The 25,451-nt window shown below is 67.6% G+C and carries 17 protein-coding genes; 3 read left to right on the forward strand and 14 right to left on the reverse strand.

The genetic code is table 11. From position 1 onward, the window contains the following. Positions 1-91: 91 nt before the first annotated feature. From AC3WOE_RS00070 to argA, 14 genes are all read right to left on the reverse strand, one after another. Entirely contained in the window at positions 92-1,732 is a 1,641-nt protein-coding gene (locus tag AC3WOE_RS00070) for a response regulator (protein WP_492687456.1), read from the reverse strand. 253 nt (positions 1,733-1,985) lie between these two features. After that, positions 1,986-3,137, reverse strand: coding sequence for a molecular chaperone DnaJ (dnaJ, locus tag AC3WOE_RS00075; protein WP_492687457.1), 1,152 nt, complete (start codon positions 3,135-3,137; stop codon positions 1,986-1,988). A 67-nt stretch (positions 3,138-3,204) separates the two neighbouring features. Continuing rightward, the gene (gene dnaK, locus AC3WOE_RS00080; RefSeq protein ID WP_492687458.1) at positions 3,205-5,169 is read right to left on the reverse strand and encodes a molecular chaperone DnaK; all 1,965 of its coding nucleotides are present in this window, start codon (positions 5,167-5,169) and stop codon (positions 3,205-3,207) included. Positions 5,170-5,245: 76 nt separating this feature from the next. Next, entirely contained in the window at positions 5,246-5,770 is a 525-nt protein-coding gene (gene grpE / locus AC3WOE_RS00085; protein ID WP_492687459.1) for a nucleotide exchange factor GrpE, read from the reverse strand. 81 nt (positions 5,771-5,851) lie between these two features. Next, positions 5,852-6,286, reverse strand: a complete 435-nt coding sequence (locus tag AC3WOE_RS00090) for an RNA-binding S4 domain-containing protein (RefSeq protein WP_492687460.1) — start codon at positions 6,284-6,286, stop codon at positions 5,852-5,854. Further along, the gene (gene hemH, locus AC3WOE_RS00095; RefSeq protein WP_492687461.1) at positions 6,283-7,365 is read right to left on the reverse strand and encodes a ferrochelatase; all 1,083 of its coding nucleotides are present in this window, start codon (positions 7,363-7,365) and stop codon (positions 6,283-6,285) included. Before hemH ends, AC3WOE_RS00090 begins: the two co-directional genes overlap by 4 nt. Before the next feature lie 224 nt (positions 7,366-7,589). Beyond that, positions 7,590-8,558 carry an adenylate/guanylate cyclase domain-containing protein gene (locus AC3WOE_RS00100; protein ID WP_492687462.1) on the reverse strand — a complete coding sequence of 323 codons (969 nt, stop codon included), beginning with the start codon at positions 8,556-8,558 and terminating at the stop codon, positions 7,590-7,592. A gap of 58 nt (positions 8,559-8,616) precedes the next feature. Beyond that, positions 8,617-10,872: an RNA polymerase sigma factor RpoD gene (rpoD, locus tag AC3WOE_RS00105; RefSeq protein WP_492687463.1), complete on the reverse strand. Its 2,256-nt coding sequence runs from the start codon at positions 10,870-10,872 to the stop codon at positions 8,617-8,619. 360 nt (positions 10,873-11,232) lie between these two features. Further along, complete coding sequence (gene dnaG / locus AC3WOE_RS00110) at positions 11,233-13,134, reverse strand: DNA primase (protein WP_492687464.1); 1,902 nt, start codon at positions 13,132-13,134, stop codon at positions 11,233-11,235. A 9-nt stretch (positions 13,135-13,143) separates the two neighbouring features. Continuing rightward, a complete protein-coding gene (locus tag AC3WOE_RS00115) occupies positions 13,144-16,302 on the reverse strand; it encodes a putative bifunctional diguanylate cyclase/phosphodiesterase (protein ID WP_492687465.1) in 3,159 nt (1,052 codons plus the stop codon). A 274-nt stretch (positions 16,303-16,576) separates the two neighbouring features. Further along, positions 16,577-16,873: an H-NS histone family protein gene (locus AC3WOE_RS00120; protein ID WP_492687466.1), complete on the reverse strand. Its 297-nt coding sequence runs from the start codon at positions 16,871-16,873 to the stop codon at positions 16,577-16,579. 305 nt (positions 16,874-17,178) lie between these two features. Continuing rightward, positions 17,179-17,433, reverse strand: a complete 255-nt coding sequence (locus tag AC3WOE_RS00125; RefSeq protein WP_492687467.1) for a hypothetical protein — start codon at positions 17,431-17,433, stop codon at positions 17,179-17,181. Beyond that, positions 17,430-17,708 (reverse strand): oxidative damage protection protein, encoded by a 279-nt coding sequence (locus AC3WOE_RS00130; RefSeq protein WP_492687468.1) that lies wholly within the window; start codon positions 17,706-17,708, stop codon positions 17,430-17,432. Before AC3WOE_RS00130 ends, AC3WOE_RS00125 begins: the two co-directional genes overlap by 4 nt. A gap of 88 nt (positions 17,709-17,796) precedes the next feature. Beyond that, positions 17,797-19,143 carry an amino-acid N-acetyltransferase gene (argA, locus tag AC3WOE_RS00135; protein ID WP_492687469.1) on the reverse strand — a complete coding sequence of 449 codons (1,347 nt, stop codon included), beginning with the start codon at positions 19,141-19,143 and terminating at the stop codon, positions 17,797-17,799. 77 nt (positions 19,144-19,220) lie between these two features. Between argA and AC3WOE_RS00140 the strand changes: the two genes are divergently transcribed. The 3 genes from AC3WOE_RS00140 (at position 19,221) to AC3WOE_RS00150 (ending at position 25,451) form a co-directional block, all read left to right on the forward strand. Beyond that, complete coding sequence (locus tag AC3WOE_RS00140; protein WP_492687470.1) at positions 19,221-19,613, forward strand: VOC family protein; 393 nt, start codon at positions 19,221-19,223, stop codon at positions 19,611-19,613. 25 nt (positions 19,614-19,638) lie between these two features. Then, a complete protein-coding gene (gene hrpA, locus AC3WOE_RS00145; RefSeq protein WP_492687471.1) occupies positions 19,639-23,481 on the forward strand; it encodes an ATP-dependent RNA helicase HrpA in 3,843 nt (1,280 codons plus the stop codon). Positions 23,482-23,681: 200 nt separating this feature from the next. Beyond that, positions 23,682-25,451, forward strand: coding sequence for an HDOD domain-containing protein (locus AC3WOE_RS00150; protein ID WP_492687472.1), 1,770 nt, complete (start codon positions 23,682-23,684; stop codon positions 25,449-25,451).

Genomic DNA, 25,451 nt, shown 5'->3' on the forward strand with positions numbered 1-25,451 from the left:
GGAAAACGAAGCAGCGGGGTCGGCGCGAATTCTCGCGGCCCTGCGTGACCTCCAGGCTCAGGTGATACGAGCCCGGCGAGAAAGGGTCAGTTCACGCGGCGACGGCCGTGGGTGATGTACGCAGGGTGACGCCGCCCGCCGCCCGCGCCTTGCTCGGGCCGCCGGTCATGGGCTTCACATAGCGACCGTGCAGGTCGTCGATCTGTTCGGCCAGGCCCTCGGCGCCATCGATCTTCTCGGCATGGCGCTTCAGCACCAGGCCGGCCATGTCGATGAGCTTGGCATTGCGTGTCGCCTCGCCTTGCTGGATAAGCAGTTCGACGGCCGTCTTGGCGCCGCCGCGCAGGGAATGGCGCATGGCCGTCTCGGCGACGTTGAAGATCTGCTGGTGGCAGTCGCGGAACTGGTCAGCTGCGCCCTGGTGTCCCTCGGACATGGACACCAGGATCTCGGTACTGGCCTTGGCCGTGCAGTGGCGCGTGCCCAGGTTCTTCAGGACGGGCATCATCTCCTCGAGCTCGACCTCCTGGCTGGACAGGCGGATCCACAGCGCGGTCAGCAGCGAGGCGGCTTCGAGGTCGAAGTTGCCGGCGTCGGCATGCTCGGTGAACTCGCGTGCGATGACCAGGGCCGCACCCACGCGACGTTCGAGCAGGCAGGCCAGGCCGCGGAAGACGAGGTCGAAGCGCTGCAGGCGGATGGACCCCGGCGCCCGCTCCAGCGCGGCGATGAGGGAGTCGTGGGTGTACTTGAAGCCCTTGAAGTCCTTGGCGTCGAAGCGCATCAGCCCGATCAGGATGAGGCTGAGCATGTCGAAGAGCTTGGAGCGCAGCCCCTGGGACATGGCCCGTTCCAGCATCTTCAGCGACTCGGCCCGCTGGCCCGCGTAGAAGCCCAGGGTGCCGCAGCGCTGCAGCCGCAGCAGGCAGCCGGGCGTCAGCGTCGCGGCGGTCTGGTAGGTCTTGAGCGCCTCGCCGAGGTCGCCCTGCTCCATCTGCACATGACCCATCAGGTCATGCGAATCGGCGTAGTCCGGCAACTCGCCGATCAGGTTTTCCAGCGTGCGGCGGGCCTTCTGCAGATTGCCGCTGGCCACTTCGGTGCGCGCCACGCCCAGGCGCGCCCAGGGCACGGTCTTGGCAGCGATGATGGCTTCGTAGAGGGTCTTGGCGTCGTCGAAACGCTTCAGGCGCAGCAGCAGCTCGGCGCCGATGCGGGCGGCATAGAGCCAGTATTTGTCCTTGGCCTCGAAACGCGCCAGGCAGAGGTTGGCGGCGGTCTCGAAGTCCTGGTTTTCGATGGCCTCGAAAATGCCCTTCAGGATGCGCTTGCGCTGGCGGGCGCTGGCCAGGCGCTCGGCCAGGTTGGCGCTGGTGTAGGGCTTGATCAGGTAGGCGTCCAGCGCCGCCTCGGCGGCTTCCGCCACCTTGGCATAGGTGGCCTCGCTGGTCACCATGACGAAGACGGTGGAGTAGGGCAGCAGGCCTTCGCGGCGCAACTCGTCCAGCAGGTCCTGGCCGGAGGTGTCGCTGCTGTCGAAGTGGTAGTCGCACAGCACGATGTCGAAGGTCTGGTGCTCCAGCATCACGCGGGCATCCTTGACGCGCGGCGTCTGGCGCACCGTGCCGACGCCCAGGTCGCGCAACTGGGCCGACATCAGGCTGCGCGAGTTGGCGTTGCTGTCGATGATCAGCGCCGACGCCTCCTGGATGGTCTGGTCCATCAGGAACATGTGGCCTCCCGCCCCGGCGCAAGGCCGTGGACTGTGATCGGGAAGGGCGCAGAAGGAGTCACTTATGAGGATTCGGAATCACGGTTGTCCGACTTTAGGGTTTTCGCGTCCAGCCGGGAAACCTCGTTTACGTGTGGGGGCGGCGCCTGCCGTGACTTAAGACGCAGGCTGGCGCGACGTTACCTGCGGAAAGCGGGCACAAAAAAGCCGTGGCCCCTTGCGGGACCACGGCTTAGACGCGCAAGCGAATGGCTTACTTGAACAGGTCCTTGACCCGATCCGTCCAGGTCTTGGCATTGGGCGAGTGCTTCTCGCCGCCCTTCTTCAGCGACTCGTCGAGCTCCTTGAACAGCTTCTTCTGATGCTCGGTAAGCTTGACCGGCGTCTCCACGGCGATGTGGCAATACAGGTCGCCGGGATAGCTGGAGCGCACGCCCTTGATGCCCTTGCCGCGCAGGCGGAAGGTCTTGCCGTGCTGGGTGCCTTCAGGCAGTTCGATCTCGGCCTTGCCGCCCAGGGTCGGCACCTCGATGTTGCCGCCCAGGGCCGCCGTGACGAGGGAGACTGGCATCGTGCAATGCAGGTCGTCGCCGTCGCGCTCGAAGATCTCGTGCTGCTTGATGCGGATCTCGATGTAGAGGTCACCCGCCGGGCCGCCGTTCACGCCGGGCTCGCCATTACCCGCCGAGCGGATGCGCATGCCCTCGTTGATGCCGGCCGGGATCTTGACCTCCAGCGTCTTCTGCTTCTTGACCTTGCCCTGGCCGTTGCAGGTCGTGCAGGGCTCGGGAATGATCTTGCCGGTACCGTGGCAGTGCGGGCAGGTCTGCTGGATGCTGAAGAAGCCCTGGCGCATGTGCACCGTGCCCGAGCCGCCACATGACCCGCAGGTCTTGGCGCTGGTGCCGGGCTTGGCGCCCGTGCCGCCGCAGGTTTCGCAGCCTTCCCAGCTGGGAATGCGGATCTGCGTTTCCTTACCGCGGGCGGCCTCCTCGAGCGTGATCTCCATGGCGTAGCTGAGGTCGCTGCCGCGATAGACCTGCTGGCCACCGCCGCCGCGGCGCTGGCCGCCCTGGCCGCCGAAGATGTCGCCGAAGATGTCGCCGAAGGCCTCGGCAAAGCCACCGAAGCCTTCCGCGCCCGGGCCGCCGCGGCCGGCACCCATATTGGGGTCGACGCCGGCATGGCCGTACTGGTCGTAGGCCGCGCGCTTCTGCGCATCGGACAGCATCTCGTAGGCCTCCTTGGCCTCCTTGAACTGTTCCTCGGCCTTCTTCGCCCCGTCGCCCTGGTTGCGGTCGGGGTGGTACTTCATGGCCAGCTTGCGGTAGGCCTTCTTGATGTCCTCCTCGGACGCGTTCTTGGCGACGCCGAGGATTTCGTAGTAATCGCGCTTGGAAGCCATGCTTCTCTTTCAACGGAAAAGCCCGGGCACGCTGTTCTGAGCGTTCCCGGGCCGGGTCATGGAGGGCTTACTTGCTGTCCTTGACTTCCTTGAACTCGGCATCCACGACGTTGTCGTCCGCAGGGCGCTTGGCTTCACCTTGCGGCGCAGCGTGCGGCTGCTCGGCGCCGGCGGCACCCGCCGCGGCACCCGCCGCGGCTTGCGCGGCCTGCTGGTCGGCGTAGACCTTCTCGCCCAGCTTCTGGCTGGCCGTCATCAGGGCTTCGGTCTTGGCCTCGATGGCGGCCTGGTCGTCGCCCTGGATGGCTTCTTCCAGATCCTTGGCGGCGGCCTCGATGGCTTCCTTCTCGGCAGCTTCGAGCTTGTCGCCATGCTCGCTCAGCGACTTGCGCACGCTGTGGACCATGCCGTCGGCCTGGTTGCGGGCCTGCACCAGTTCGACCTTCTTCTTGTCCTCGGCTGCATTGGCCTCGGCGTCCTTCACCATCTTCTCGATCTCGGCTTCAGAGAGGCCCGAGTTCGCCTTGATGGTGATCTTGTTTTCCTTGCCGGTGCCCTTGTCCTTGGCGCCGACGTGCAGGATGCCGTTGGCGTCGATGTCGAAGCTGACCTCGATCTGGGGCACGCCGCGCGGGGCCGGCGGGATGCCTTCGAGGTTGAACTCGCCCAGCGACTTGTTGGCCTGGGCCAGCTCGCGCTCGCCCTGGTAGACCTTGATGGTCACGGCCGGCTGGTTGTCGTCGGCGGTGGAGAAGGTCTGGCTGAACTTGGTCGGGATGGTCGTGTTCTTCTTGATCATCTTCGTCATCACGCCGCCCAGGGTCTCGATGCCCAGGCTCAGCGGGGTGACGTCCAGCAGCAGCACGTCCTTGCGCTCGCCGCCCAGGACCTGGCCCTGGATGGCAGCGCCGACGGCCACGGCCTCGTCGGGGTTCACGTCACGGCGCGGTTCCTTGCCGAAGAACTCCTTGACCTTGTCCTGCACCTTGGGCATGCGGGTCATGCCGCCGACCAGGATGACGTCGTCGATGTCCGACAGGGCCACGCCAGCGTCCTTGACCGCGGTGCGGCAGGGGGCGATGGTGCGCTCGATCAGTTCGTCGACCAGGCTTTCCAGCTTGGCGCGGGTCAGCTTGACGTTCAGGTGCTTGGGGCCGGTCGCGTCTGCAGTGATGTAGGGCAGGTTGACGTCGGTCTGCGACGAGTTCGACAGCTCGATCTTGGCCTTCTCGGCGGCTTCCTTCAGGCGCTGCAGGGCCAGCACGTCCTTGGTCAGGTCGACGCCCTGGTCCTTTTTGAACTCGGCAATGATGTAGTCGATGATGCGCTGGTCGAAGTCTTCGCCGCCCAGGAAGGTGTCGCCGTTGGTCGACAGCACTTCGAACTGCATCTCGCCGTCGACGTCGGCGATCTCGATGATGGAGACGTCGAAGGTACCGCCGCCGAGGTCATAGACGGCGATCTTGCGGTCGCCCTTGCCATGCTTGTCCAGGCCGAAGGCCAGGGCCGCGGCGGTGGGCTCGTTGATGATGCGCTTGACGTCCAGGCCGGCGATGCGGCCGGCGTCCTTCGTCGCTTGACGCTGGGCGTCGTTGAAGTAGGCCGGCACCGTGATGACGGCCTCGGTCACTTCCTCGCCGAGGTAGTCCTCGGCGGTCTTCTTCATCTTGCGCAGCACTTCGGCCGAGACCTGGGGCGGCGCGAACTTCTTGCCGCGCACTTCCACCCAGGCGTCGCCGTTGTCGGCGGCGGCGATGGTGTAGGGCATCAGGTCGATGTCCTTCTGCACTTCCTTCTCGGAGAACTTGCGGCCGATCAGGCGCTTGACGGCGTACAGCGTGTTCTTCGGGTTGGTCACCGACTGGCGCTTGGCCGAGGCGCCGACGAGGATCTCGCCGTCTTCCTGGTAGGCAATGATGGACGGCGTGGTGCGGGCACCTTCGGCGTTCTCGATGACGCGGGTGGTGTTGCCTTCCATGACGGCCACGCACGAGTTCGTGGTGCCCAGGTCAATGCCGATGATCTTTCCCATGAGGTACTCCTGAAGATTTGTTGATGTTTTCGATTTGTGGATAACTTGCCGTCCTTCAAGGGCAGCAGGTTGTGAATTACTTGGGAGCCGACACGGTCACAAGCGCCGGCCGCAGCACGCGATCAGCGATCAAAAAACCCTTCTGCAGCACGGTGACGACCGTGTTGGGTTCCTGACCCGGCGCCGGCACCATGGAGATGGCCTGGTGCTGGTGGGGGTCGAACTTGGCGCCCTGGCCGGGGTTGATCTCGACGACCTTGTTGCGCTCCAGCGCGCTGGACAGCTGGCGGCGGGTGGCGTGCACGCCTTCCAGCACCGTCTCGACGCTGGCGCTGGGCGTGGCGATGGCGGCCTCCAGGCTGTCCATGATGGGCAGCATGGCTTCGGCGAAGGCCTCGACGGCGAACTTGCGGGCCTTGGAGACATCTTCGTCGGCGCGGCGGCGCACGTTCTCGACCTCGGCCTTGGCGCGCAGATAGGCATCGCTCATCTCGGCGAGGCGGCCTTCCAGCTCGGCGATCTTGATCTCGGGGTTCAGTTCAGCGGCCGTGGGGTCGGCAGCGCCGGCTGCGTCTTCGGGCAGGGGGTTTTCGGTCGTCATGGCAGAAAAGGGGGCAATCGCGTCGACATGGGGCGCGATGCCCTGGTTTCAAGAGGGGGGATTCGAAACGAATTATCCGGGTCAACCCGGTGTGTCTAGGTCGTCGGCGTCGTCGAGGGAGGCCGACCAGCGGTCCCAGTCCGCCAGGCGGCGGCGATCCTGCTTGGTCGGGCGGCCTTGCTCGATGGTCGCTGCCGGCTCCGGCGCCAGGCGTCGGGCCTCGGCGGCGGCCTCCCGGGCCGTGATGCTGGCCTGGGTCTCGGCGTACAGGGCCTGGGCCTGCGGCGCCGGGCCGCGCTGGTTGGACAGGCCGAGGACCGACACCTCGCGGCTGACGACACCGATGCGCAGGCTCAGCAGGTCACCCACCTTCACGTCACGCGACGGCTTGACCGGCTGGCCGGCCATGCGCACGCGGCCGAGGTTGATCTCCTCGACGGCCAGGGCGCGGGTCTTGTAGAAGCGCGCCGCCCACAGCCATTTGTCCAGCCGCATCGAGGCCGGCGCCTCGCTCATTGCTTGGCTCCCGCCGCGAGGGCGCGCTGGCGCTGCAAGGCCAGGGTGTCGGGGTGGGCCGCCTCAAGCGTCCAGCCCTGCAGATGGCGCTGGGCCAGGCTGGCCAGCGCCTTGATGCCGGCCGGGTGGTCGTTCAGGCAGGGGATGTAGGCAAAGCGCTGGCCGCCGGCGGCCAGGAAGGCGGCGCGAGCCTCCTGGGCGATCTCCTCCAGCGTCTCCAGGCAGTCGGCCGCGAAGCCCGGGCAGATGACATCGACAGTCTTCAGCCCGCCCTTGGCCAGCTTGACGAGGCTGGGCTCGGTGTAGGGCTCCAGCCATTTGGCCTTGCCGAAGCGGCTCTGGAAGGTCACCAGCCATTCGCCGTCGTGCAGCCCCAGGGCCTCTGCCAGCAGGCGGCCGGTCTTCAGGCACTCGCAGTGGTAGGGGTCGCCCAGGTGCAGGGTGCGCTCGGGCATGCCGTGGAAGCTCATCACCAGCTTGTCGCCGCGGCCCTCGCGTTGCCAATGCTCGCGCACGGTCTGGGCGAGGGCGCCGATGTAGCCGGGCTCGTCGTGATAGCGGTTGATGAAGCGCAGCTCGGGCAGGTGGCGGGTCTGCAACGTCCAGCGCGCCACGTCGTCGATGACGCTGGCCGTGGTGGCGCCCGAGTACTGCGGATAGGCCGGCAGCACCAGGATGCGGCGCACGCCGTCGCGCTTCAACCCATCCAGCGTGGCGGCAATGGCGGGCTGGCCATAGCGCATGGCCATGGCCACGCGCACACCCAGCTTGCCTTGCAGCAGCTTGGCCTGCTTGTCGGTCCAGACCTTGAGCGGCGAGCCTTCGGGCGTCCAGATGGTGGCGTACTTGGCCGCGGACTTGGCCGGGCGGATGCGCAGGATGATGCCGTGCAGGATCAGGGCCCAGACCAGCCTGGGAATCTCGACGACGCGCGGGTCGGCCAGGAACTGGGCGAGATAGCGGCGCAGGGCGGGGGCGTCCGGCGCGTCGGGAGTGCCGAGATTGCAGAGCAGCACCGCGACGTCGGGACCCGCGGGTGCGGCGCCGTGGCGCTGCGGCGGTTCGGGGAGAAATGGCATGTCAGTTGGTATTTGCGGGCCGAGCGCCGGGCCGTTCCCTAGCCGGGCCGCCCAGGCGATTGGCGTGGCGGTCGATCCCGCACGCATCGCCGTCCTCTCGGGGGCTTCGGCCGGACACATGGCGCCCAGTGGGCGGCATGTGCCTGCCGAAGAGTTGCGGCACATGCCGCAGCGCGGTCTGCAAGACCGGCCAAGGTACTCCTTGGACGAGGGGCTCCATTTCTTCAGCGACGGGACTTGGGGCCGCCGAAAGGCTGGGGCTCGGTGTCGTAGAAGTGCAGCACCTCGAAGCGCACGATGGGCGATTGCTCATCGGTGGGCAGGCCGCCCAGGCCGATGACGCCGCTGCCGTGCAGGGTGCAGCTGCCGCGCTTCAGGCTGAGCAATTCGCCCGAGTCACCGAAGCGCACATAGGTGCCGTTGTAGGACAGGTCGGTCAGCTCGAAGCTGCTGCCCTGCCAGTCGATGCGGGCATGCGAACGCGACACCCGGGCGTCGGTGATGCAGTAGGTGGCCTGCACGCTGCGGCCCAGCACGATGGGCATGGCGCCGATGTCGAAGACGCGGTCCAGGTCCTGCCAGATGAGACGCATGCCATCGGGCTCGGTCGAGCGCATCGGCTCGCCGAACTGCGTGGCCGTGTCGTCGGCGCTGACCAGGGGCGCGGCGTCCATGCGATAGACGTGGACGGGCTCGATGCGGCCGCGCACGGAGATGCGGTCCAGGCTGCGAAAGCGCCCCTTGGAGGCGTGGTGCAGGCCAGCCAGCACCTCGGCCGTGATGAGGATCTCGCCGTCGCCGGCATGGTCGATGAGGCGGGCCGCGACGTTGACGGCGTCGCCGAAGCAGTCGCCGTTGAGCTCGACCACTTCGCCGCGCGCCAGCGCCACCTGCAGCCGCATGGCCAACAGGCCCGGGTTGTTCTGGCGGCGCGCGCGCTGCACGTTCTTCTCGAGCAGCTCCTGCATGCGCTGGGCGGCGCGCACACCGTCGCGTGGCGTCTCGAAAGCGGCCATCAGGCCGTCGCCCAGGGTCTTGATCAGCTGGCCGCCGCTCTCCAGCACGGCTTCGCTGATCTGGCCCACGGTCTGGGTAACCATGCCACTGGCTTCGGCGTTCCCGAGGGCCTCGTACAGCCCGGTGCTGCCGCGCAGGTCGGCAAAAAGGACGGTGCGCTCGCGGATCGCGGTCATATCGAAAGTTTAAGGGCGTAAAAAAGGCCGGGGGAGCCGGCCTTCGTGAATATCCCGATTACAGGTTATCCAGGTAGGTACGCAATTTATCTGAACGGCTCGGGTGCTTCAGCTTGCGGATCGCCTTGGCCTCGATCTGGCGGATGCGCTCACGCGTGACGTCGAACTGCTTGCCGACTTCTTCCAGCGTGTGGTCGCTCTGCATCTCGATGCCGAAGCGCATGCGCAGCACCTTGGCCTCGCGCGGCGTCAGGCTGTCGAGGATGTCCTTCACCACGTCGCGCAGGCCGGCCTGCATCGCGGCCTCGATGGGCGCCGTGTTGTTGGTGTCCTCGATGAAGTCGCCCAGGTGGCTGTCGTCGTCGTCGCCGATCGGCGTCTCCATGGAGATCGGCTCCTTGGCGATCTTCATGATCTTGCGGATCTTGTCTTCCGGGATCTCCATCTTCTCGGCCAGCGTCGGGGCGTCCGGCTCGTAGCCGAACTCCTGCAGGTGCTGGCGCGAGATGCGGTTCATCTTGTTGATCGTCTCGATCATGTGAACCGGGATGCGGATGGTGCGGGCCTGGTCGGCGATGGAGCGCGTGATGGCCTGGCGGATCCACCACGTCGCGTACGTCGAGAACTTGTAGCCGCGGCGGTATTCGAACTTGTCCACCGCCTTCATCAGGCCGATGTTGCCTTCCTGGATCAGGTCCAGGAACTGCAGGCCGCGGTTGGTGTACTTCTTGGCAATGGAGATCACGAGGCGCAGGTTGGCCTCGATCATTTCCTTCTTCGCGTCACGAGAGGCCTTCTCGCCCTCGTTCATCTTCTTGTTGATGTCCTTCAGGTCGTCCAGCGGCACCACGGCCTTGGCCTGGATGTCCGTCAGCTTCTGCTGCAGCTCCTGCACCGGCGGCAGGTTGCGGGCCAGGATGGCGCTGTAGGGCTTGCCCAGCGCCACTTCCTTCTCGGCCCACTTCAGGTTCAGCACATTGGGCGGGAAAGTCTTGATGAAGTGCTCTTGCGGCATGCCGCACTTGTCGACCACGATCTTGCGCAGTTCGCGCTCGTAGCGGCGCACGTCGTCGACCTGGCTGCGCAGGATGTCGCACAGCTTCTCGATCGTCTTGACCGTGAAGCGGATGGTCATCAGCTCGGCGCTGATGGCCTGCTGGGCCTTGTTGTAGGAGACCGACTTGTAGCCTTCCTTCTCGAAGGCCTTGCGCATCTTGTCGAAGGCGGCGGACATCGAGTCCAGCTTCACGAGCGCGGCGTTCTTCAGCTCTTCGAGCTTCTTGGTCAGGGCCTTGGAGCCGCCGTTGCCGTCGTCGTCGTCTTCCTCGTCGAACTCGTCGAAGTCTTCTTCGGCGACATAGTCGTCGGCCTCGTCTTCGGCCACGAAGCCGTCGACGACGTCGGAGATCTGCATCTCGCCGGCGCGGATCTTGGTGGCGAACTCGAGGATGTGGGCGATGGTCGTCGGCGAGGCCGAGATCGCCAGCATCATGGCCTGCAGGCCGCCTTCGATGCGCTTGGCGATTTCGATTTCGCCTTCACGGGTCAGCAGTTCGACCGTGCCCATTTCGCGCATATACATGCGCACCGGGTCGGTCGTGCGGCCGAATTCGGAGTCCACCGTCGACAGCGCGGCTTCGGCGGCTTCCTCGGCTTCTTCCTCGGTTGACGTGGCCGTCGTGTTGCCCTGGATCAGCAGCGTGGCGGCGTCGGGCGCCTGCTCGTAGACCGCGATGCCCATGTCGTTGAGCATGGAGATGATGGCCTCGAGGATTTCCTCGCTGACCAGCTTCTCGGGCAGGTGGTCGTTGATTTCCTGATGCGTCAGGAAACCACGCGTCTTGCCCATCTTGATGAGGGTCTTCAGCTCGCTGCGGCGCTTGTGGGCTTCCTCTTCGGTCAGCGCGGTCTCTTCCAGGCCGAACTCACGCATCAGCGCGCGCTCCTTGGCGCGGCTGACCTTCATGCGCAGGGGCTTGGCCTTGACGGTTTCCTCTTCGACCGCGGCGACCTCTTCGACTTCCGCCTCTTCGCCTTCGCCTTCGATTTCGGCGTCGATGTCGGAGAAGTCTTCCTCTTCCTCGGCTTCCTTCTTGGCGCCGGCCTTCTTGGACGTGGTTTCCGCCTTGGGCTTGCGGCCGCGCTTGGGCTTGTCGTCCTCAGCCACGGCGGCCTTGGCCGTCTTCGTGGCAGGCTTGGCCGCTGCCGCCTTCGTCGTCTTCGCGGGCGCCTCAGCCGCTGCCGTCTTGGCAGCAGGCTTCTTCTTGGGTTCTTCGGCGGGGGTAGCCTTGGGCGCGGTCTTCTTGGCGGTCATGCAGGTCCTTCGGGTTTGCGCGGTCAATTCAGAAATGCAGCAGCCACCGCGGCCAGCCCGGGCTCGGCGTCAAGCCGGCGGGGCATGGGGGCGGTGGCTTTCGTCGTCAAGGTATCGATCAGCGTGTGATCGAGGGACCCTGGCGTGGCGCGAACAAGCTGGCGTGATCGTTTGGTATGCAGAGCTGGCGGATGAGTTGGCCTTTAAAACCCCTTGGGTCGTCCCGTTGGGTTGCCCAGTGTCGCTGGGTGGCCGGGGTCCGGCATCTCTCTGCCGTCACTCTTGTTGACGCGCGCGGAAAACACGAGATTATCAGCGATCCGCGCTTGAATTGCAAAACCGTGACAGGAAAACCCGCGTTCAGGCCGCCTGGGCGCCCCCGCCCTTGAACTCGTCGGCGCGCGCCCGGAGCTGCCGGTAGCGCAGCCGGTCGGCCTCGCTGAGGGAGGGCTGGGCCAGCAGGCTGGCGATTTCGGCATCGATCTGGTCGCGACGCAGTTTGGCCAGGGCGGCAGTCAATTCCTTGGCGGGGCTGGCATCGGTGCCCAGGTCGTGAACCGGGTGGATGACCTGGGTGGCGCGGGCGCTCAGGCCGGTCTCGGCCAGGCCCACCTCGATGGCGGCCCAGGGCGTCGCGCCATGGTGGGTCAGCTGGCGCTCCAGCCACTGGATGAGCTCGCCATGCAGGCCGGGCAGGTCGTGCAGCAGCGCGCGGTCCTCGTCGGCCAGGGTCTCCCAGAGCTCGCTGTGCTGCAGCAGCAGGCGGGTGGCGTGGTCGGTGGCCGTGGCCGGCGCGGTTCGCGGGCCGGCGGGACGTTCCTCGGCCTCCTTGCGGGACTTCCAGTCGCCCTTGCCCTTCCACTCCCCCTTGGGCTTCCACTCGCCCTTGGGTTGCCAGCGCGGCTTCTCCGCCGGGGCAGCGCCACCTTCGGCGGCAGGTGCGGCGGCGGGGGGCGGTTCACCCAGCCACAGGGCCTGCAGCTCCGCTTCCGGCATCTGGCCCTGGCGGGCCAGTTCGCCCAGCAGCTGGCGGCGCAGCAGGCTGTCGGGCAGCAGATTCCACAGCGGCCTGGCCTGGTTGAGCATGCGTGCCCGCCCCTCGGGGGTGCCGAGGTCGCAACCCTCGCCCGCGACATTGACGAGCTGGCGCGACAGCGGCACGGCCGTCTCGATGCAGCGCTCGAAAGCCTCGGCGCCGAGTTCGCGGACGTAGGAGTCGGGGTCGTGTTCGGTCGGCAGGAACAGGAACTTGACCGTGCGGGTCTCGGTGGCGTGGGGCAGGGCGGCTTCCAGGGCGCGGCTGGCGGCGCGCCGGCCGGCGGCGTCGCCGTCGAAGCTGAAGACGACGGACTCGGTGTGCCTGAAAAGCTTGTGCACATGGTCGGCCGTGCAGGCCGTGCCCAGCGTCGCGACCGCATTGCCAATGCCGTGCTGGGCCAGGGCAACGACGTCCATATAGCCCTCGACGACGAGGACGTGGCCGCGCTGACGGATGGCCTGGCGGCCTTCGAAGAGACCGTAGAGCTCGCGGCCCTTGACGAAGACCGGCGTCTCGGGCGAGTTCAGGTATTTGGGCTCGCCCTTGTCCAGCACCCGGCCGCCGAAGCCGATGACCTCGCCCTGGACATTGCGGATGGGGAACATCACGCGGTCGCGGAAGCGGTCGTAGCGCTTCGCGTCCTCGCCGGGCTCGGCCTCGGGCGTGATGACGAGGCCGGACTCGACGAGTTGCGGATCGTCATAGCTCGGGAAGCCGCTGGCCAGCGAGCGCCAGCCCTCGGGCGCATAGCCCAGGCCGAAGCGCGCGGCGATCTGGCCGGTCAGGCCGCGCCCCTTCAGGTATTTGACGGCCCGCTCCGAGTCGCGCAGCCTGGCCTTGTAGAAGTCGGCGGCCCGGGCCAGCACGTCGGTCAGGCTCTGCTGCCTGGCCTTCTCGGCCTTGGCGCGTTCGCGCTGCTCGGGGCTGCGCTCGTCCTGAGGCACCTGCATGCCGACCTGCTGGGCCAGGTCCTCGACGGCCTCGACGAAGTTGGCGCCGGTGTGCTCCATCAGGAAGCCGATGGCGTTGCCGTGCACGCCGCAGCCGAAGCAGTGGTAGGTCTGGCGGACGGCGTTGACGTTGAAGCTGGGCGACTTTTCGCCATGGAAGGGACACAGGCCCTTGTGGTTGGCGCCGGCCTTTTTGAGTTCGACATGGCGGCCCACCACCTCGACGATGTCGACGCGGGCCAGCAGGTCCTGGATGAAGCCTTGGGGGATCACCCAGGGATTTTAAAGATTCGCCTGGGAGGGGCTGCGCAACTGGCCCACCCAGTCGCCGTTGCCGAAGGCATCCATCCAGCCGGGCAGGGCCGTGGGATGCATGGCTGCCGCTATGCCATTGCCCTGGCCGAGGCGGCAGCCCAGGCGCAGCAGCTCGCGGGCGTGGGCGCGGCTCTCGACGCCCTTGGCCAGCACGGTGCAGCCGATGTTGCGGGCCAGGCCGATGACGCTTTCCACCAGCGACAGGTCCTGGGCGTCGCCCAGCATGCCCTGCACATAGCTGCGGTCGAGCTTGAGGGTGTCGACGGGCAGGCGCTTGAGCGAGCTCAGCCGCGAATAGCCGGCGCCGAAGTCGTCCAGCGCGATGCCCACGCCAAGTCCGAGGCAGCGCTGGATCAGGGCCTGGGTGGCGACGGTCTCGACCAGGGCGTCGGACTCCAGCACGTCCAGGTGCAGCAGATGGGCGACTTCGGGCGACTGGCGCTGGATGAGTTCCTGCAGACGCTGCGGGAAGTCGTGGCGACGCAACTGCCGGGCGCCGACGTTGACGCTGACGGGCAGGCCCTTGCCATCGTTGACGCCGGCGCGCAGCCAGGCCATGGCCTGCGTCAGCGCCTGCTCGATGACCCAGTCGCCGATCTGCACGGCCAGGCCGGTCGTTTCGACGAGGGGCAGGAAATGGGCCGGGGCCAGCAGGCCGCGCTCGGGGTGCTGCCAGCGCAGCAGGGCTTCCACGCCCATCACCTGGCCGGTGCGCAGGTCGATCTGGGGCTGGTAATGCAGCAGCAACTCGTTGCTGTCCAGGGCCTTCTGCAGGCGAGCGACGGCGATCAGGCCGGCTTCGTCGCGCTGGTCCAGCGTCGGGTCGTGGAACTGGATGCCGCCGCGGCCGGCGTGCTTGGCGCGGTAGAGGGCGTGGCCGGCGTGGCGCAGCAGGGTTTCCGGGTCGGCGTCGTCCTGCGGATAGACAGTGGCGCCCATGCTGGCGCCGATCTCCAGGGCCAGGCCGTTGCCGGCGCGGCTTTCGCGGATGGCGACCGGCGTGGACAGCAGGCCCAGCAGGCGGTCGGAGGCGCGCTGGGCCTCCTCGGGCGTCTGCACCCGCATCAGCACGGCGAACTCGTCGCCATGCAGTCGCGCGAGCTGGTCGGCAGTGTCCGGCGCCGCGCCGCGCGCACCGCGCAGCGTGGCCTGCAGGCGGCCGCTCAGCTGCAGCAGCACGGCGTCGGCGACGAGGGGGCCGTGCTCGGCGTTGACGCGGGCGAATTCGTCCAGGTCGATGAGGCCGATGACGAGCTTGAAGCCGTCGCGGTTGGCCGCGCCCAGGGCCTGCTGCAGGCGGCGCATGAATTCGTCGCGGTTGGGCAGGCCGGTGGCGACGTCGAAGCGCAGGCTGCGGCGCAGTAGGTCCTGCTGGCGGATGCTCTCACCGAGATCGGTCAGGCTCAGCAGCCGCCAGCGCGCGCTGACGCCCTCGGGCTCCGGCACGGGGCTGAGCTTGGCGGCAAAGACATGCTGGCCGCCATCTTCCAGCTCGGCGTGCAACTGGCCGCTCCAGGGCAGGCCATCGTTCAGCACCGCCTGCAGCTCGGCGGGCTGGTGGCCGCTGCGCTGCAGGTTGGCGACGCTCAGCGGCGATGCCAGCCGGCCGACGAGGGCCTCACGCGGTGCGTGCAGGATCTCGCAATAGGCCGGGTTGACTTCGACGATGCGCCACTGCGTGTCGACGATGGCCAGGCCTTCGCTGGCCTGCTGGAACAGGGTGGCCGACATGCGCTCGCGCTCTTCGGCGGTGTGGCGCCAGCTCACGTCCGCCAGCGTCGCGATGAGGCCGCGAGCGCGGCCACGGTTGTCGCGCAGCGGCACATGGGCCTGCAACTCGTGCCAACGCCAGTCGCCCCCGTCGGCGGCCAAACGCACCGACAACCCGAGCTGCTTGCGCAGCGGATCGCCCAGCAGTTCGCGCAGCGCACGGCGCAGTGGTTCGCGGTCGCGCGGGTGGGCCAGGCGCACCCAGTCCAGCGGCGCCGTGCCGGCCTTGGTGCCGTCGACGGGCGTCGTCAAGGCCGTCCAGCGTGCCGAGGCATGGCGGCGGCCTTCCGGCAGGCGCCACTCCGCCAGGGCCAGGCCCTGGGCATCGAGGGCGCTGCGCCAGCCGTCGCGGTCACGCAGCTGGTGGTGGCTGAGGGCGATGAGGGCCAGGGGCAGCAGGGCCAAGCCGCCCCCGAGGGCATAGGCGACCAGGGTCGGCGGCGCATTGAGCGCCCACAGGGCGAGCAAGCCGGCACCCAGAGCGGCGTTGGCACGGGGCGAGGCCTGCAGCGCGTGCAGGCAGAGCAGCAGATGCGGCAGCAGCAGGGCGGCGCCGGCCTGCGGCAGCCAAGTCAGGCCGGCCTGGGCGATGACTGCCGCAGCGGCCAGCAGCCGGGCGGTCCAGCGGCCACCCCGGCGCGGGCGCTGGGTGCTGGCCTGCAGGATGGTGCCCAGGCTCAGCAGGGCCATGCCCCAGGCGGCCGCCAGCTCGAGGGCGCCGCCGAGGCTGCCTCGCCAACCCGTGCCCGCGGCCATCAGGGCGGCCAGCGAGAACAGGCCGGCCAGCCCAGGTGCGGCCAGGCCGGCCAGCAGGCCGAACAGCAGGACTTCACGCCGCCCGGCGAGCCGGCCCGTCAGGCGCAGCCGGCGTAGCAGGCTGCGGTTCAGCGCGACGGCGAGCAAGGGCAGGGCGAGGGCGGTCAGCACCGGTGCCGAAACGAGGAGATCCAGGGCGGCGGCCGGATCGGCGGGCGAGTGCATCAGCAAGGGCAGCCCGCCGCCCAGCAGCAGGCCCGCCATCACCAGAGGCAGCACCCAGGCGCTCAGCCGCCACAGTGCCAGCAGCCCCAGGGCCGACAGCAGCATGGGGAGGAAGAGGTCCTGCGCCGGCATGGCGGTCGAGGCTTGGGGAATGCGCAGCAGGGGCGGCAGCGACTCGGCGGCCAGCCCCCAGGCCGTGACGAGACCGCCCCCCAGGCCCGCCAGCGCGGCCAGCCCGACGCGGCGCAGCCGGCGCCAGCCCCGCCGATCATGAATGCGGCGCGGGCCGGGCGGCAGGGTGGTCGAGGGCGGCGTCTGGACGCTCAGGTCGGGCGCCTGATCGTCGGAATCCGGAACACCGGAATGCAAATCCATGACTCAGGCCCCGAGCCGATACCCGGCGCGGCGCAAGCAGCGCTGCGCTGGCCGGGGCGATGGGCGGCAATGGGCGGACATGGCTTCAATCTCGTTGTCACGGCGCTGCGACAACCCCGGGATAAACCCGAAAGGCAGTGGTGCAGACAGCGCGACGAAAGGCATGGCGCAGTTTAGGCGCGAGGTGCGCCAAAAAAGAAAAGGGCCATCCCGTAGATGGATGGCCCGGCAGACGGCGCGCCACTGGGGGCGCACGGCGGAATTTATTAACTGATCAGACGGCGAAATCGGTCAGCTTGGCGCCGCCGGCAACGGCCGCCTTGAGCCATTTGGGTTGCAGGCCGCGGCCGCTCCAGGTTTCACCGGTGGCCTGGTTGCGATACTTGGCAGCCACCTTGGAGACCTTGACCGGCTTGGGGGTGCGCATGCTGAGGTCGGCCACCGTCAGGCCATATTCGCTCATCAGGGATTTCACCTTGGCCACGGCTTCGCTGCGTTCGCGATCCTTGGTTTGGCTGATCTGCTGATCAAGCGCCTCGCGCTGGGCCAGGAGTTCTTTCAGGGTGGACATGCTGCTATTCCTCTTGCGATTTGAGCGGGGAGGCTCGAGACATCGGTCGTCGCGGCCTTGGAGGCCTGGGGCCAGGTGCCCGCGAGTATCTCCGTGCGGCAATTAAATCGCGACGACCCGTATAAATGCAAGAGTTTTCGTTGGCCAGTAGCGACGAGTTTCTTCTGGCACGGGGTTAATTGCCCATTTCTTCGTATCCGGTAAGGGCGCCGGCCAGCAGGGGTCCGGGGGGATTGGATGGAAAAAGGGCCAGCGACTTGCGTCCCGGCCCTTGGTGTCTGGCTGCTGAATTCTGCGCGGCTATTTCAGTTGCTGGGCGGAACGTAGCCCGCCACCGTTTCGGCGCCAGCGCCGAAGAAGAATGGTGTGACCGCATCACTTGCGCTGGCGCGCAAATGAGTGTTCCCCCAGTTTTTCACTGAGCTGCGCTCAGTTCGCTGGCGGGACATAGCCCGCCACCGTTTCGGCGCCAGCGCCGAAGAAGAATTGGTGGTGATCACGTCACCTGTGCTGCGCCCAGATGAGTGCTCCCCCAATTCTTCCTTGAGCTTGTCGCTCAAGCCGCTGGCGGGACGTAACCCGCCACCGTTTCGGCGCCAGCGCCGAAGAAGAATTGATCCGCCTGGCGCATCAGGTATTGGCGGGCGCGCAGGTCAGCAAGGTTCAGGCGGTTTTCATTCACCAGCATGGTCTGGTGCTTCATCCAGGCGGCCCAGGCTTCCTTGCTGACGTTTTCCCAGACCTTCTTGCCGAGTTCGGTTTGCACGGGGTAGGGCGGGAAGTCCAGCCCTTCGGCTTCCTTCTTCAGATAGGCGCATTGAACGACGCGGGGCATGACGGACTCCTGGGACGCGAAAAGAGAATACGACCGGCACTTTAGCGCGCCGGCCTTTTGGACAGGGCAGATGGGGCCTTGGCGAGGCCTAGATGTTGAATTTCTTGACCAGCACCAGCGAACGCCGATCCCAGTTGTATTTGCGCTTGCGCTCTTCGGGCAGCCACTCGGGGTCGACCTGCTGGAAACCGCGCTTGATGAACCAGTGCATGGTGCGTGTCGTCAACACGAAGATGCTGTCCAGGCCCATGGCCTTGGCGCGCTGCTCGATTCTTTTCAGCAGGCGGTCGCCGTCGCCCTGGCCCTGGACTTCGGCGGACACGGTGAGGGCGGCCATCTCGGCGGTGCGCGCTTCCACATAGGGGTAAAGCGCCGCGCAGCCGAAGATGACGCCGTCATGCTCGATGACGGTGTAGAGCTCGGCGTCACGCTCGATCTCGGTGCGGCTGCGCTTGACCAGGGTGCCGTCGCGCTCGAAGGGCTCGATGAGCTGGATGATGCCGGCCACATCGTCGGCGCTGGCCTCGCGCAGGCTCTCCAGCTTCTCGTCGACCACCATGGTGCCGATGCCGTCGTGGGTGTAGACCTCCTGCAGCAGGGCGCCGTCCACGGCGAACGGAATGATGTGGGAGCGCTCGACGCCGGCGCGGCAGGCCTCGGCGCAGTGGCGCAGATAGAAGGCCACGTCGGTCGGCTCGGGGTTGGGCGCGGCCTTGGCCAGCATGCGGTCGGCGTCGGCCACGGCCAGTTCGGTGTCGATGGGGCTTTCCGGGTCGTCCGGGTTCTCGGGCACGCCGTCGACCTCGCAGACGAACAGCAGCTTGTCGGCCTGCAGGGCGATGGCGGTTGACGTGGCCACGTCTTCCATCGACAGGTTGAAGGCCTCGCCAGTCGGCGAGAAGCCGAAGGGCGACAGCAGCACGATGGCGCCGATGTCGATGGCGCGCTGGATGGCGGCACCGTCGACCTTGCGCACCAGGCCGGAATGCTGGAAGTCCACGCCGTCGACGATGCCGACCGGCCGGGCGGTCAGGAAATTGCCCGAGACGACCCGCACGGTGGCGTTGGCCATCGGCGTGTTGGGCAGGCCCTGGCTGAAGGCGGCTTCGATCTCGAAGCGCAATTGACCGGCGGCCTCCTGGGCGCAGTCCAGGGCGACGGCATCGGTGACGCGGCGGCCGTGGCTGTAGCGGGGCGTCTGGCCCTTGGCGGCCAGCTGTTCATTGACCTGGGGGCGAAAACCGTGGACGAGGACGATCTTGATGCCCATGGCGTGCAGGATCGACAGGTCCTGTACGAAGGCGTTCAGCTTGCCGGCCGCGACCAGTTCACCCGGCATGCCGACGACGAAGGTCTCGCCGCGGTAGGCATGGATGTAAGGCGCCACGGCGCGAAACCAGGGCACGAAGGTATGGGGAAAGACAAGACCGGTCATGGGGCGGAATTGTGCGGCCTACTTGACGCTGTCATGCGTGCTGCCGACGATGCGCCTCCCACCCCAAGGAGATCGCGATGAAGGACTACCAAGACGTCTACATGACCCCCGGCGCCTTCAGCTGGAACGAGTTGGGCACGCCCGATCCCAAGGCCGCCTGCGAGTACTACGGCAGCCTGTTCGGCTGGACTTTCGACACCATGAACATGGGCCAGGGCGACTATCACGTCATCAAGGTCGGCGAGGTGGCCGTGGGCGGCGTGATGACGCCGCCGGCACCCGGCCCGGCCATGTGGGGCGCCTATGTCACCGTCGAGAACTGCGACGCCACGGTCGAGAAGGCCAAGAGCCTTGGTGGGACAGTCTGCGCCGGGCCCTTCGACATCCCCACCATCGGCCGCATGGCCGTGCTGCAGGACCCGCAGGGCGCCGTCATCCAGGTCATCAGCTACTTCCCAAGAACCGAGTAAGCGCTTGCGGGACAATCCCGCCCCAATGAGTTCCGAACGACCCGAGAGCCGGTTGCCTCAACCGGCTCTTTCCATTTCCTTTCCCGAAAGCCTGCCGGTCTCGGCCAGGCGCGACGAGATCGCTCAAGCGATGGCCGCGCACCAGGTCGTCATCGTCTGCGGCGAGACCGGCTCCGGCAAGACCACCCAGTTGCCCAAGATCGCGCTGGCGATGGGCCGTGGCCGCATCAACGGCGGCGGCCTGATCGGCCACACCCAGCCGCGGCGGATTGCCGCCAGCAGCGTGGCCAAGCGCATCGCCGAGGAGCTGAACACGCCGCTGGGCGACGTCGTCGGCTACAAGGTCCGCTTCCAGGACCGGCTGTCCAAGGGCGCCTCGGTCAAGCTGATGACCGACGGCATCCTGCTGGCCGAGACGCAGAGCGATCCGCTTTTGCGCGCCTACGACACGCTGATCATCGACGAGGCCCACGAGCGCAGCCTCAACATCGACTTCCTGCTCGGCTATCTGCGCGAGCTGCTGCCGCGCCGGCCCGACCTGAAGATCGTCGTCACCTCGGCCACCATCGACGCCGAGCGATTCGCGAAGCACTTCGAGAGCGCCAAGGGCCCGGCGCCGGTGCTGATGGTGTCGGGGCGGCTGTTCCCGGTCGAGCAGCGCTACCGTCCGTTCGAGGAAAGCCGCGAATACGACCTCAACAACGCCATCTGTGACGCCGTGGACGAGCTGTGGCGCGAGGGTGGGGGCGATGTGCTGGTCTTCCTGCCCGGCGAGCGCGAGATCCGCGAGGCGGCCGAGGCGCTGCGCAAGCACCATCCACCGGGCGTGGACATCCTGCCGCTGTTCTCGCGCCTGTCGGAGGCCGACCAGAACAAGGTCTTCGAGCCCCACGGCGCGCGCCGCATCGTGCTGGCCACCAACGTGGCCGAGACGTCGCTCACGGTGCCGGGCATCCGCTACGTCATCGACCCGGGTCTCGCGCGCGTCAAGCGCTACAGCTACCGCAACAAGGTCGAGCAGCTGCTGATCGAGAACATCAGCCAGGCGGCCGCCAACCAGCGCGCGGGCCGCTGCGGGCGGGTCAGCAACGGCATCTGCGTGCGGCTGTACAGCGAGAAGGAGTTCAACGAACGGCCCAGGTTCACCGACCCGGAAATCCTGCGGTCGAGCCTGGCCGGCGTCATCCTGCGCATGAAGTCGCTGCACCTGGGCGACGTGGAGCGCTTCCCCTTCCTGGAGGCGCCGCGCCCCAAGGCGATCGCCGACGGCTACCAACTGCTCAACGAGCTGGGTGCTACCGACGACGCCAACGAGCTGACCGCCCTGGGCAAGGAACTCGCGCGCCTGCCGCTGGACCCGCGTGTGGGCCGCATGATCCTGGAGGCGCGCAGCAGGGAGGCGCTGACCGAGGTGCTGGTCATCGCCTCCGCGCTGTCCGGCCAGGACGTTCGCGACCGCCCGCAGGAAGCCGCCCAGGCTGCAGATGAGAAGCACAAGAAGTTCGACGACGAGAAGTCGGAGTTCATGGGCTATCTGAAGCTGTGGAAATGGCTGGGCGCCTCGAAAGGCGGCGAGGGCGAGCACAAGCTGTCCCACCGCAAGCACGAGGCGCTGCTGCGCGAGAACTTTGTCAGCCCGCGCCGCGTGCGCGAATGGCGCGACGTGCATTCGCAGCTGCAGACCGTGGTGGCCGAGCATGGCTGGCGGCTCAACCAGAGCCCGGCGACCTACGAGCAGGTGCACCTGTCCATGCTGGCCGGCCTGCTGGGCAACATCGGCCAGAAGAGCGACGACGAGGACTGGTATCTCGGTGCGCGCGGCATCAAGTTCTACCGTCATCCCGGCGCCCACCTGAGCAAGAAGCCGGGGCGCTGGATCGTGGCCGCCGAACTGGTCGACACCTCGCGCCTCTATGGCCGCGGCCTCGCCAACATCGAGCCGCAGTGGCTGCCGCCGATTGCCGGCCACCTGATCAAGACCCAGCTGCTGGAGCCGCACTGGGAGAAGAAGGCCGCCGAGGTCGTGGCGCTGGAGCGCGCGACTCTCTACGGCATCGTGCTCTACAGCAACAAGCGCGTGAACTTCGGCCGCGTCGACCCCAAGGCGGCGCGCGAGATCTTCATCCGCGAGGGCCTGGTCAATGACGACCTGCCCGAGGACCTGGTCAAGCAGCTGCCCTTCCTGGGCCACAACCGCCGCCAGATCAGCAAGGTCGAGGCGCTGGAGCACAAGTCGCGCCGCCAGGATGTGCTGGTCGACGACGAGCTGATCTACGCCTTCTACGACGACAAGCTGCCGGCGAACGTATTCAGCGGCGCCACGCTCTTGAAGTGGTGGCGCGAGGCCAGCAAGAGCAACGACAAGCTCTTGCAGCTCAGCCAGGACGAGCTGATGCGCCACGAGGCCGCCGGCGTCACCAGCGAGGCCTTCCCCAAGGTCATCCGCCTGGGTGGCGTGGACTGCGCGGCCAGCTATCTGCACCAGCCCGGCGACCCGCGCGACGGCCTGACGGTCACCGTGCCCATCTTTGCGCTCAACCAGGTCAGCGAGGAGCGCGCCGAATGGCTGGTGCCCGGCATGCTGGCGGCCAAGGTCACGGCCCTGCTGAAGAGCCTGCACCAGAAGCCGCGCGCGCGCCTCACGCCGCTGCCGGACTTCGTCGCCGAGTTCATCGAGCTGCAGCCCTTCTGCCACGGGGGGCTGGTGGACACCCTGCTCAGGGCCGTGAAGGACCGCAGCCAGATCGCCGTGCAGCGCAACGACTTCAAGCTGGAGCAGCTGGCGCCGCATCTCTTCATGAACTTCCGCATCGTCGACGAGCATGGCCGCCAGCTCGGCCAGGGGCGCCAGCTCGCGGCGCTGAAGGCAGAGCTGGGCGGGCAGGCGAGGTCGGCTTTCCAGGCACTGGCGGCGCTGAAGCTGCCGGCCGCGGAGCCGGCACCCAAGCCGCAACCTGAGCGCGGCATTCGTGCCGAGATCGTCAAGCCCGTCGCGCCCGCGCGAGACGCCAGCCAAACGTACACCGACTGGACTTTCGGCGAGCTGCCCGAGCTGCTGGAAGTGCAGAAACCGGGTTCTGGCGGCCAGACCCTGATCGGCTTCCCGGCCCTGATCGACAAGGGCAACGCGGTCGAGATCGAGGTCTTCGACGAGCCCGAGGTCGCCGCCGCCAGGCACCGTGCCGGCCTGCGCCGCCTCATCGCGCTGCAACTTAAGGAGCCGCTGAAGTTCCTGGAGAAGAACATCCCCGACCTGCAGCGCATGTCCGTCCTCTTCATGGGCCTGGGCACGGCCGAGGAGCTGCGCGACCAGATCATCGGCGTGGCCCTGGACCGTGCCTTCCTGGGCGACCCCTTGCCCACCGATGCGATGAGCTTCAGGAAGCGCATCGAGGAAGGCCGCAGCCGCCTCAACCTGATCGCCCAGGAGGTGGCCCGCGCCGTGCATGCGGTGCTGCAGGAGTTGGCCAACGCGACCCGCAAGCTGAAGGACTCGCGCCCGGCCAAGGACGTGTCGGACGACATCACGGCCCAGTTGCAGCGCCTGGTGCCCAAGCGCTTTGCGCTGGACACGCCCTGGGCCCAGCTCCAGCATCTGCCGCGCTACCTGAAGGCCATCACGGCCCGCCTGGACAAGCTGCGTGCCGATGCGGCGCGTGACGCCAAGCTGATGAGCGAGGTCAGGCCGCTGGAGCAGCGCTACACGCGCCGCCTGGCCGAGCTCAAGGGCGTGAAGGATGCGCGCCTCGATGACTTCCGCTGGCAGCTGGAGGAGTTGCGGGTCAGCCTGTTTGCGCAGGAGCTCAGGACGCCGCAGCCCGTCAGCGTGAAGCGCTTGGACAAGGTCTGGTCTCAACTGGCCGGCTGAAACCAGGAATTGGCTGACATGCCCGGGCTGGGTGAGGGTGTACAAGCGGCTAAGCGTGAGCTGATGCACACAAGCGATCGATAGCCGTCGGATGGGGAGGAAATCCGTCGCATTTCGACGCTTGCCTGCAAGCCCGGTGCTTCTAGCCTGGAGTCCAATGCAGGAACTACATCTGTTTACAGCCCCGCCTCACGTTTGCCGTGCCTGAAACCAGTCCCGCCGCCCCACCGTTGAAAGGCTTTGGCCGCTTCGAGCTGCGCGCTCTGCAGTCCAAGAGTGCGCGCAGCCTGATCTGGCGTGTCTTCGATCCGCGCCATGGCCAGGAGCTGCTGCTGTGCATGCCGCGCGACAAGCCCAATAGCGCGGCGGCCCTGGAGCATTGGCTGCGCATGGCCCAGGGGGCCGAGCGGGTGCAGCACCCCAATCTGGCGCCGCCCTTCGAGATCGGCCAGGTCGAGGGCTGGCCCTATGTGGCCTATGACCGCGCCCTGGGCGAGACCCTGGACGAACGCCTGGCCCGCCAGGCCGCGCCCCTGCCCATCGACGCCGCCCACTGGATCGCCCAGCTGCTCGAAGGCCTGGCCTTCGCCCACGAGGCCGGCCACGCGCATCGCGACATCCAGACCTCCAGCCTCGTCATCGACGCGGCCGACAAGGTGCGCCTCGTCGGCCTGGAAGTCGCCCAGGAAGTCTTCCCCGCCACGGTCGACTTCAGCGCCGTGACCCGCCGTGCCGTGCGCGAGTCGGCCGAGGAGGACGTGCTCTGCGTCGGCCTGCTGCTCAACCGCATCCTCAGCGGCAAGCCGGTGCTGGAGGAGAACGACCTGCAGCATGTGGTTCAGCAGATGCAACCCATCGGCCGCGAGATGGTGCGCCTGGGCTGGGAGACGCCGCATCCGATTGCCGATCCGCTGCGCGCCATCTGCAACCGCGCCACCGACCGCCAGCTGCGCCAGCGCTACCACCTCGCCCGCAGCTTCCTGCGTGCGCTGGACGGCTGGCGTCAAGCCGCCGCCCATGACGATGGCGGCCCCATCGTGCTGCTGCTGGACAAGTTGCAGCGCATGGGCCACCTGCCGACGACGACCAGCGGCCTGCACCGCTTCGCCGGCGGCTCCGGTCTGGAAGCCCAGCACGCCAGCGCGCTGTCGGAGTTCGTGCTCAAGGACATGGCCCTCAGCCTGGAGCTGGTGCGCCGCGTCAACAACGCGCTGAAGCAGGCCGGTCACCAGGGCGAGACCATCCTGAACATGCAGCGCGCCATCCAGATGCTGGGCCTGGACGGGCTGCAATACGCCGCCAACTCGCTCAAGCCCTGGCCGGGCCCGCTGGCGCCGGTAGCCGCCGAGATGTTGCGCCAGCTGATGGCGCGCGTGACCAAGGCCGCGCAAGTGGCCCAGGCGCTGCGTCCGGCCGGCTATGACGGCGAGGTCGTGCATCTCATCACCGTCATGCAGAACCTGGGGCGACTGCTGCTGCAGTACCACTTCCCGGACGACGCCCAGCAGATACGCCAGCTGATGGTGGCGCCCGAACCCACCGAGGAGCAGCCCAACCCACCGTCCATGAGCGAGCAGGCCGCCGCCTATGCGGTGCTGGGTTGCGATCTCGACGCGCTGGGCACCGCCGTGGCCCGCCACTGGGGCCTGGGCGACGAGCTGCTGCAGATGATCCGCCGCCAGCCGCTGGACGCTGCCGTGCACCCACCTCGCAGCGACGCTGACACGCTGAGGCTGACCTGCAGCTTCGCCAACGAATTGGTGGACGCCCTGGGCCTGCCTGAGGCGCGCCGTCGTCCGGGTGTGGACGCCGCCACGCGGCGCTACGCCAAGGCGCTGGGCGTGGGCATGCGCGAGGTCATGGAGGCCTTGAATCCGGGCGCTGCCAAGCCGCCGGTGCCACCGGTGGCTGACGTGCCGACGTCCCCGGGCTCGTTGCGCGAACGCCTGTCCACCCGCGGCGGCTCCTGA

This window comes from Roseateles sp. FW305-36 (genome assembly GCF_058787015.1).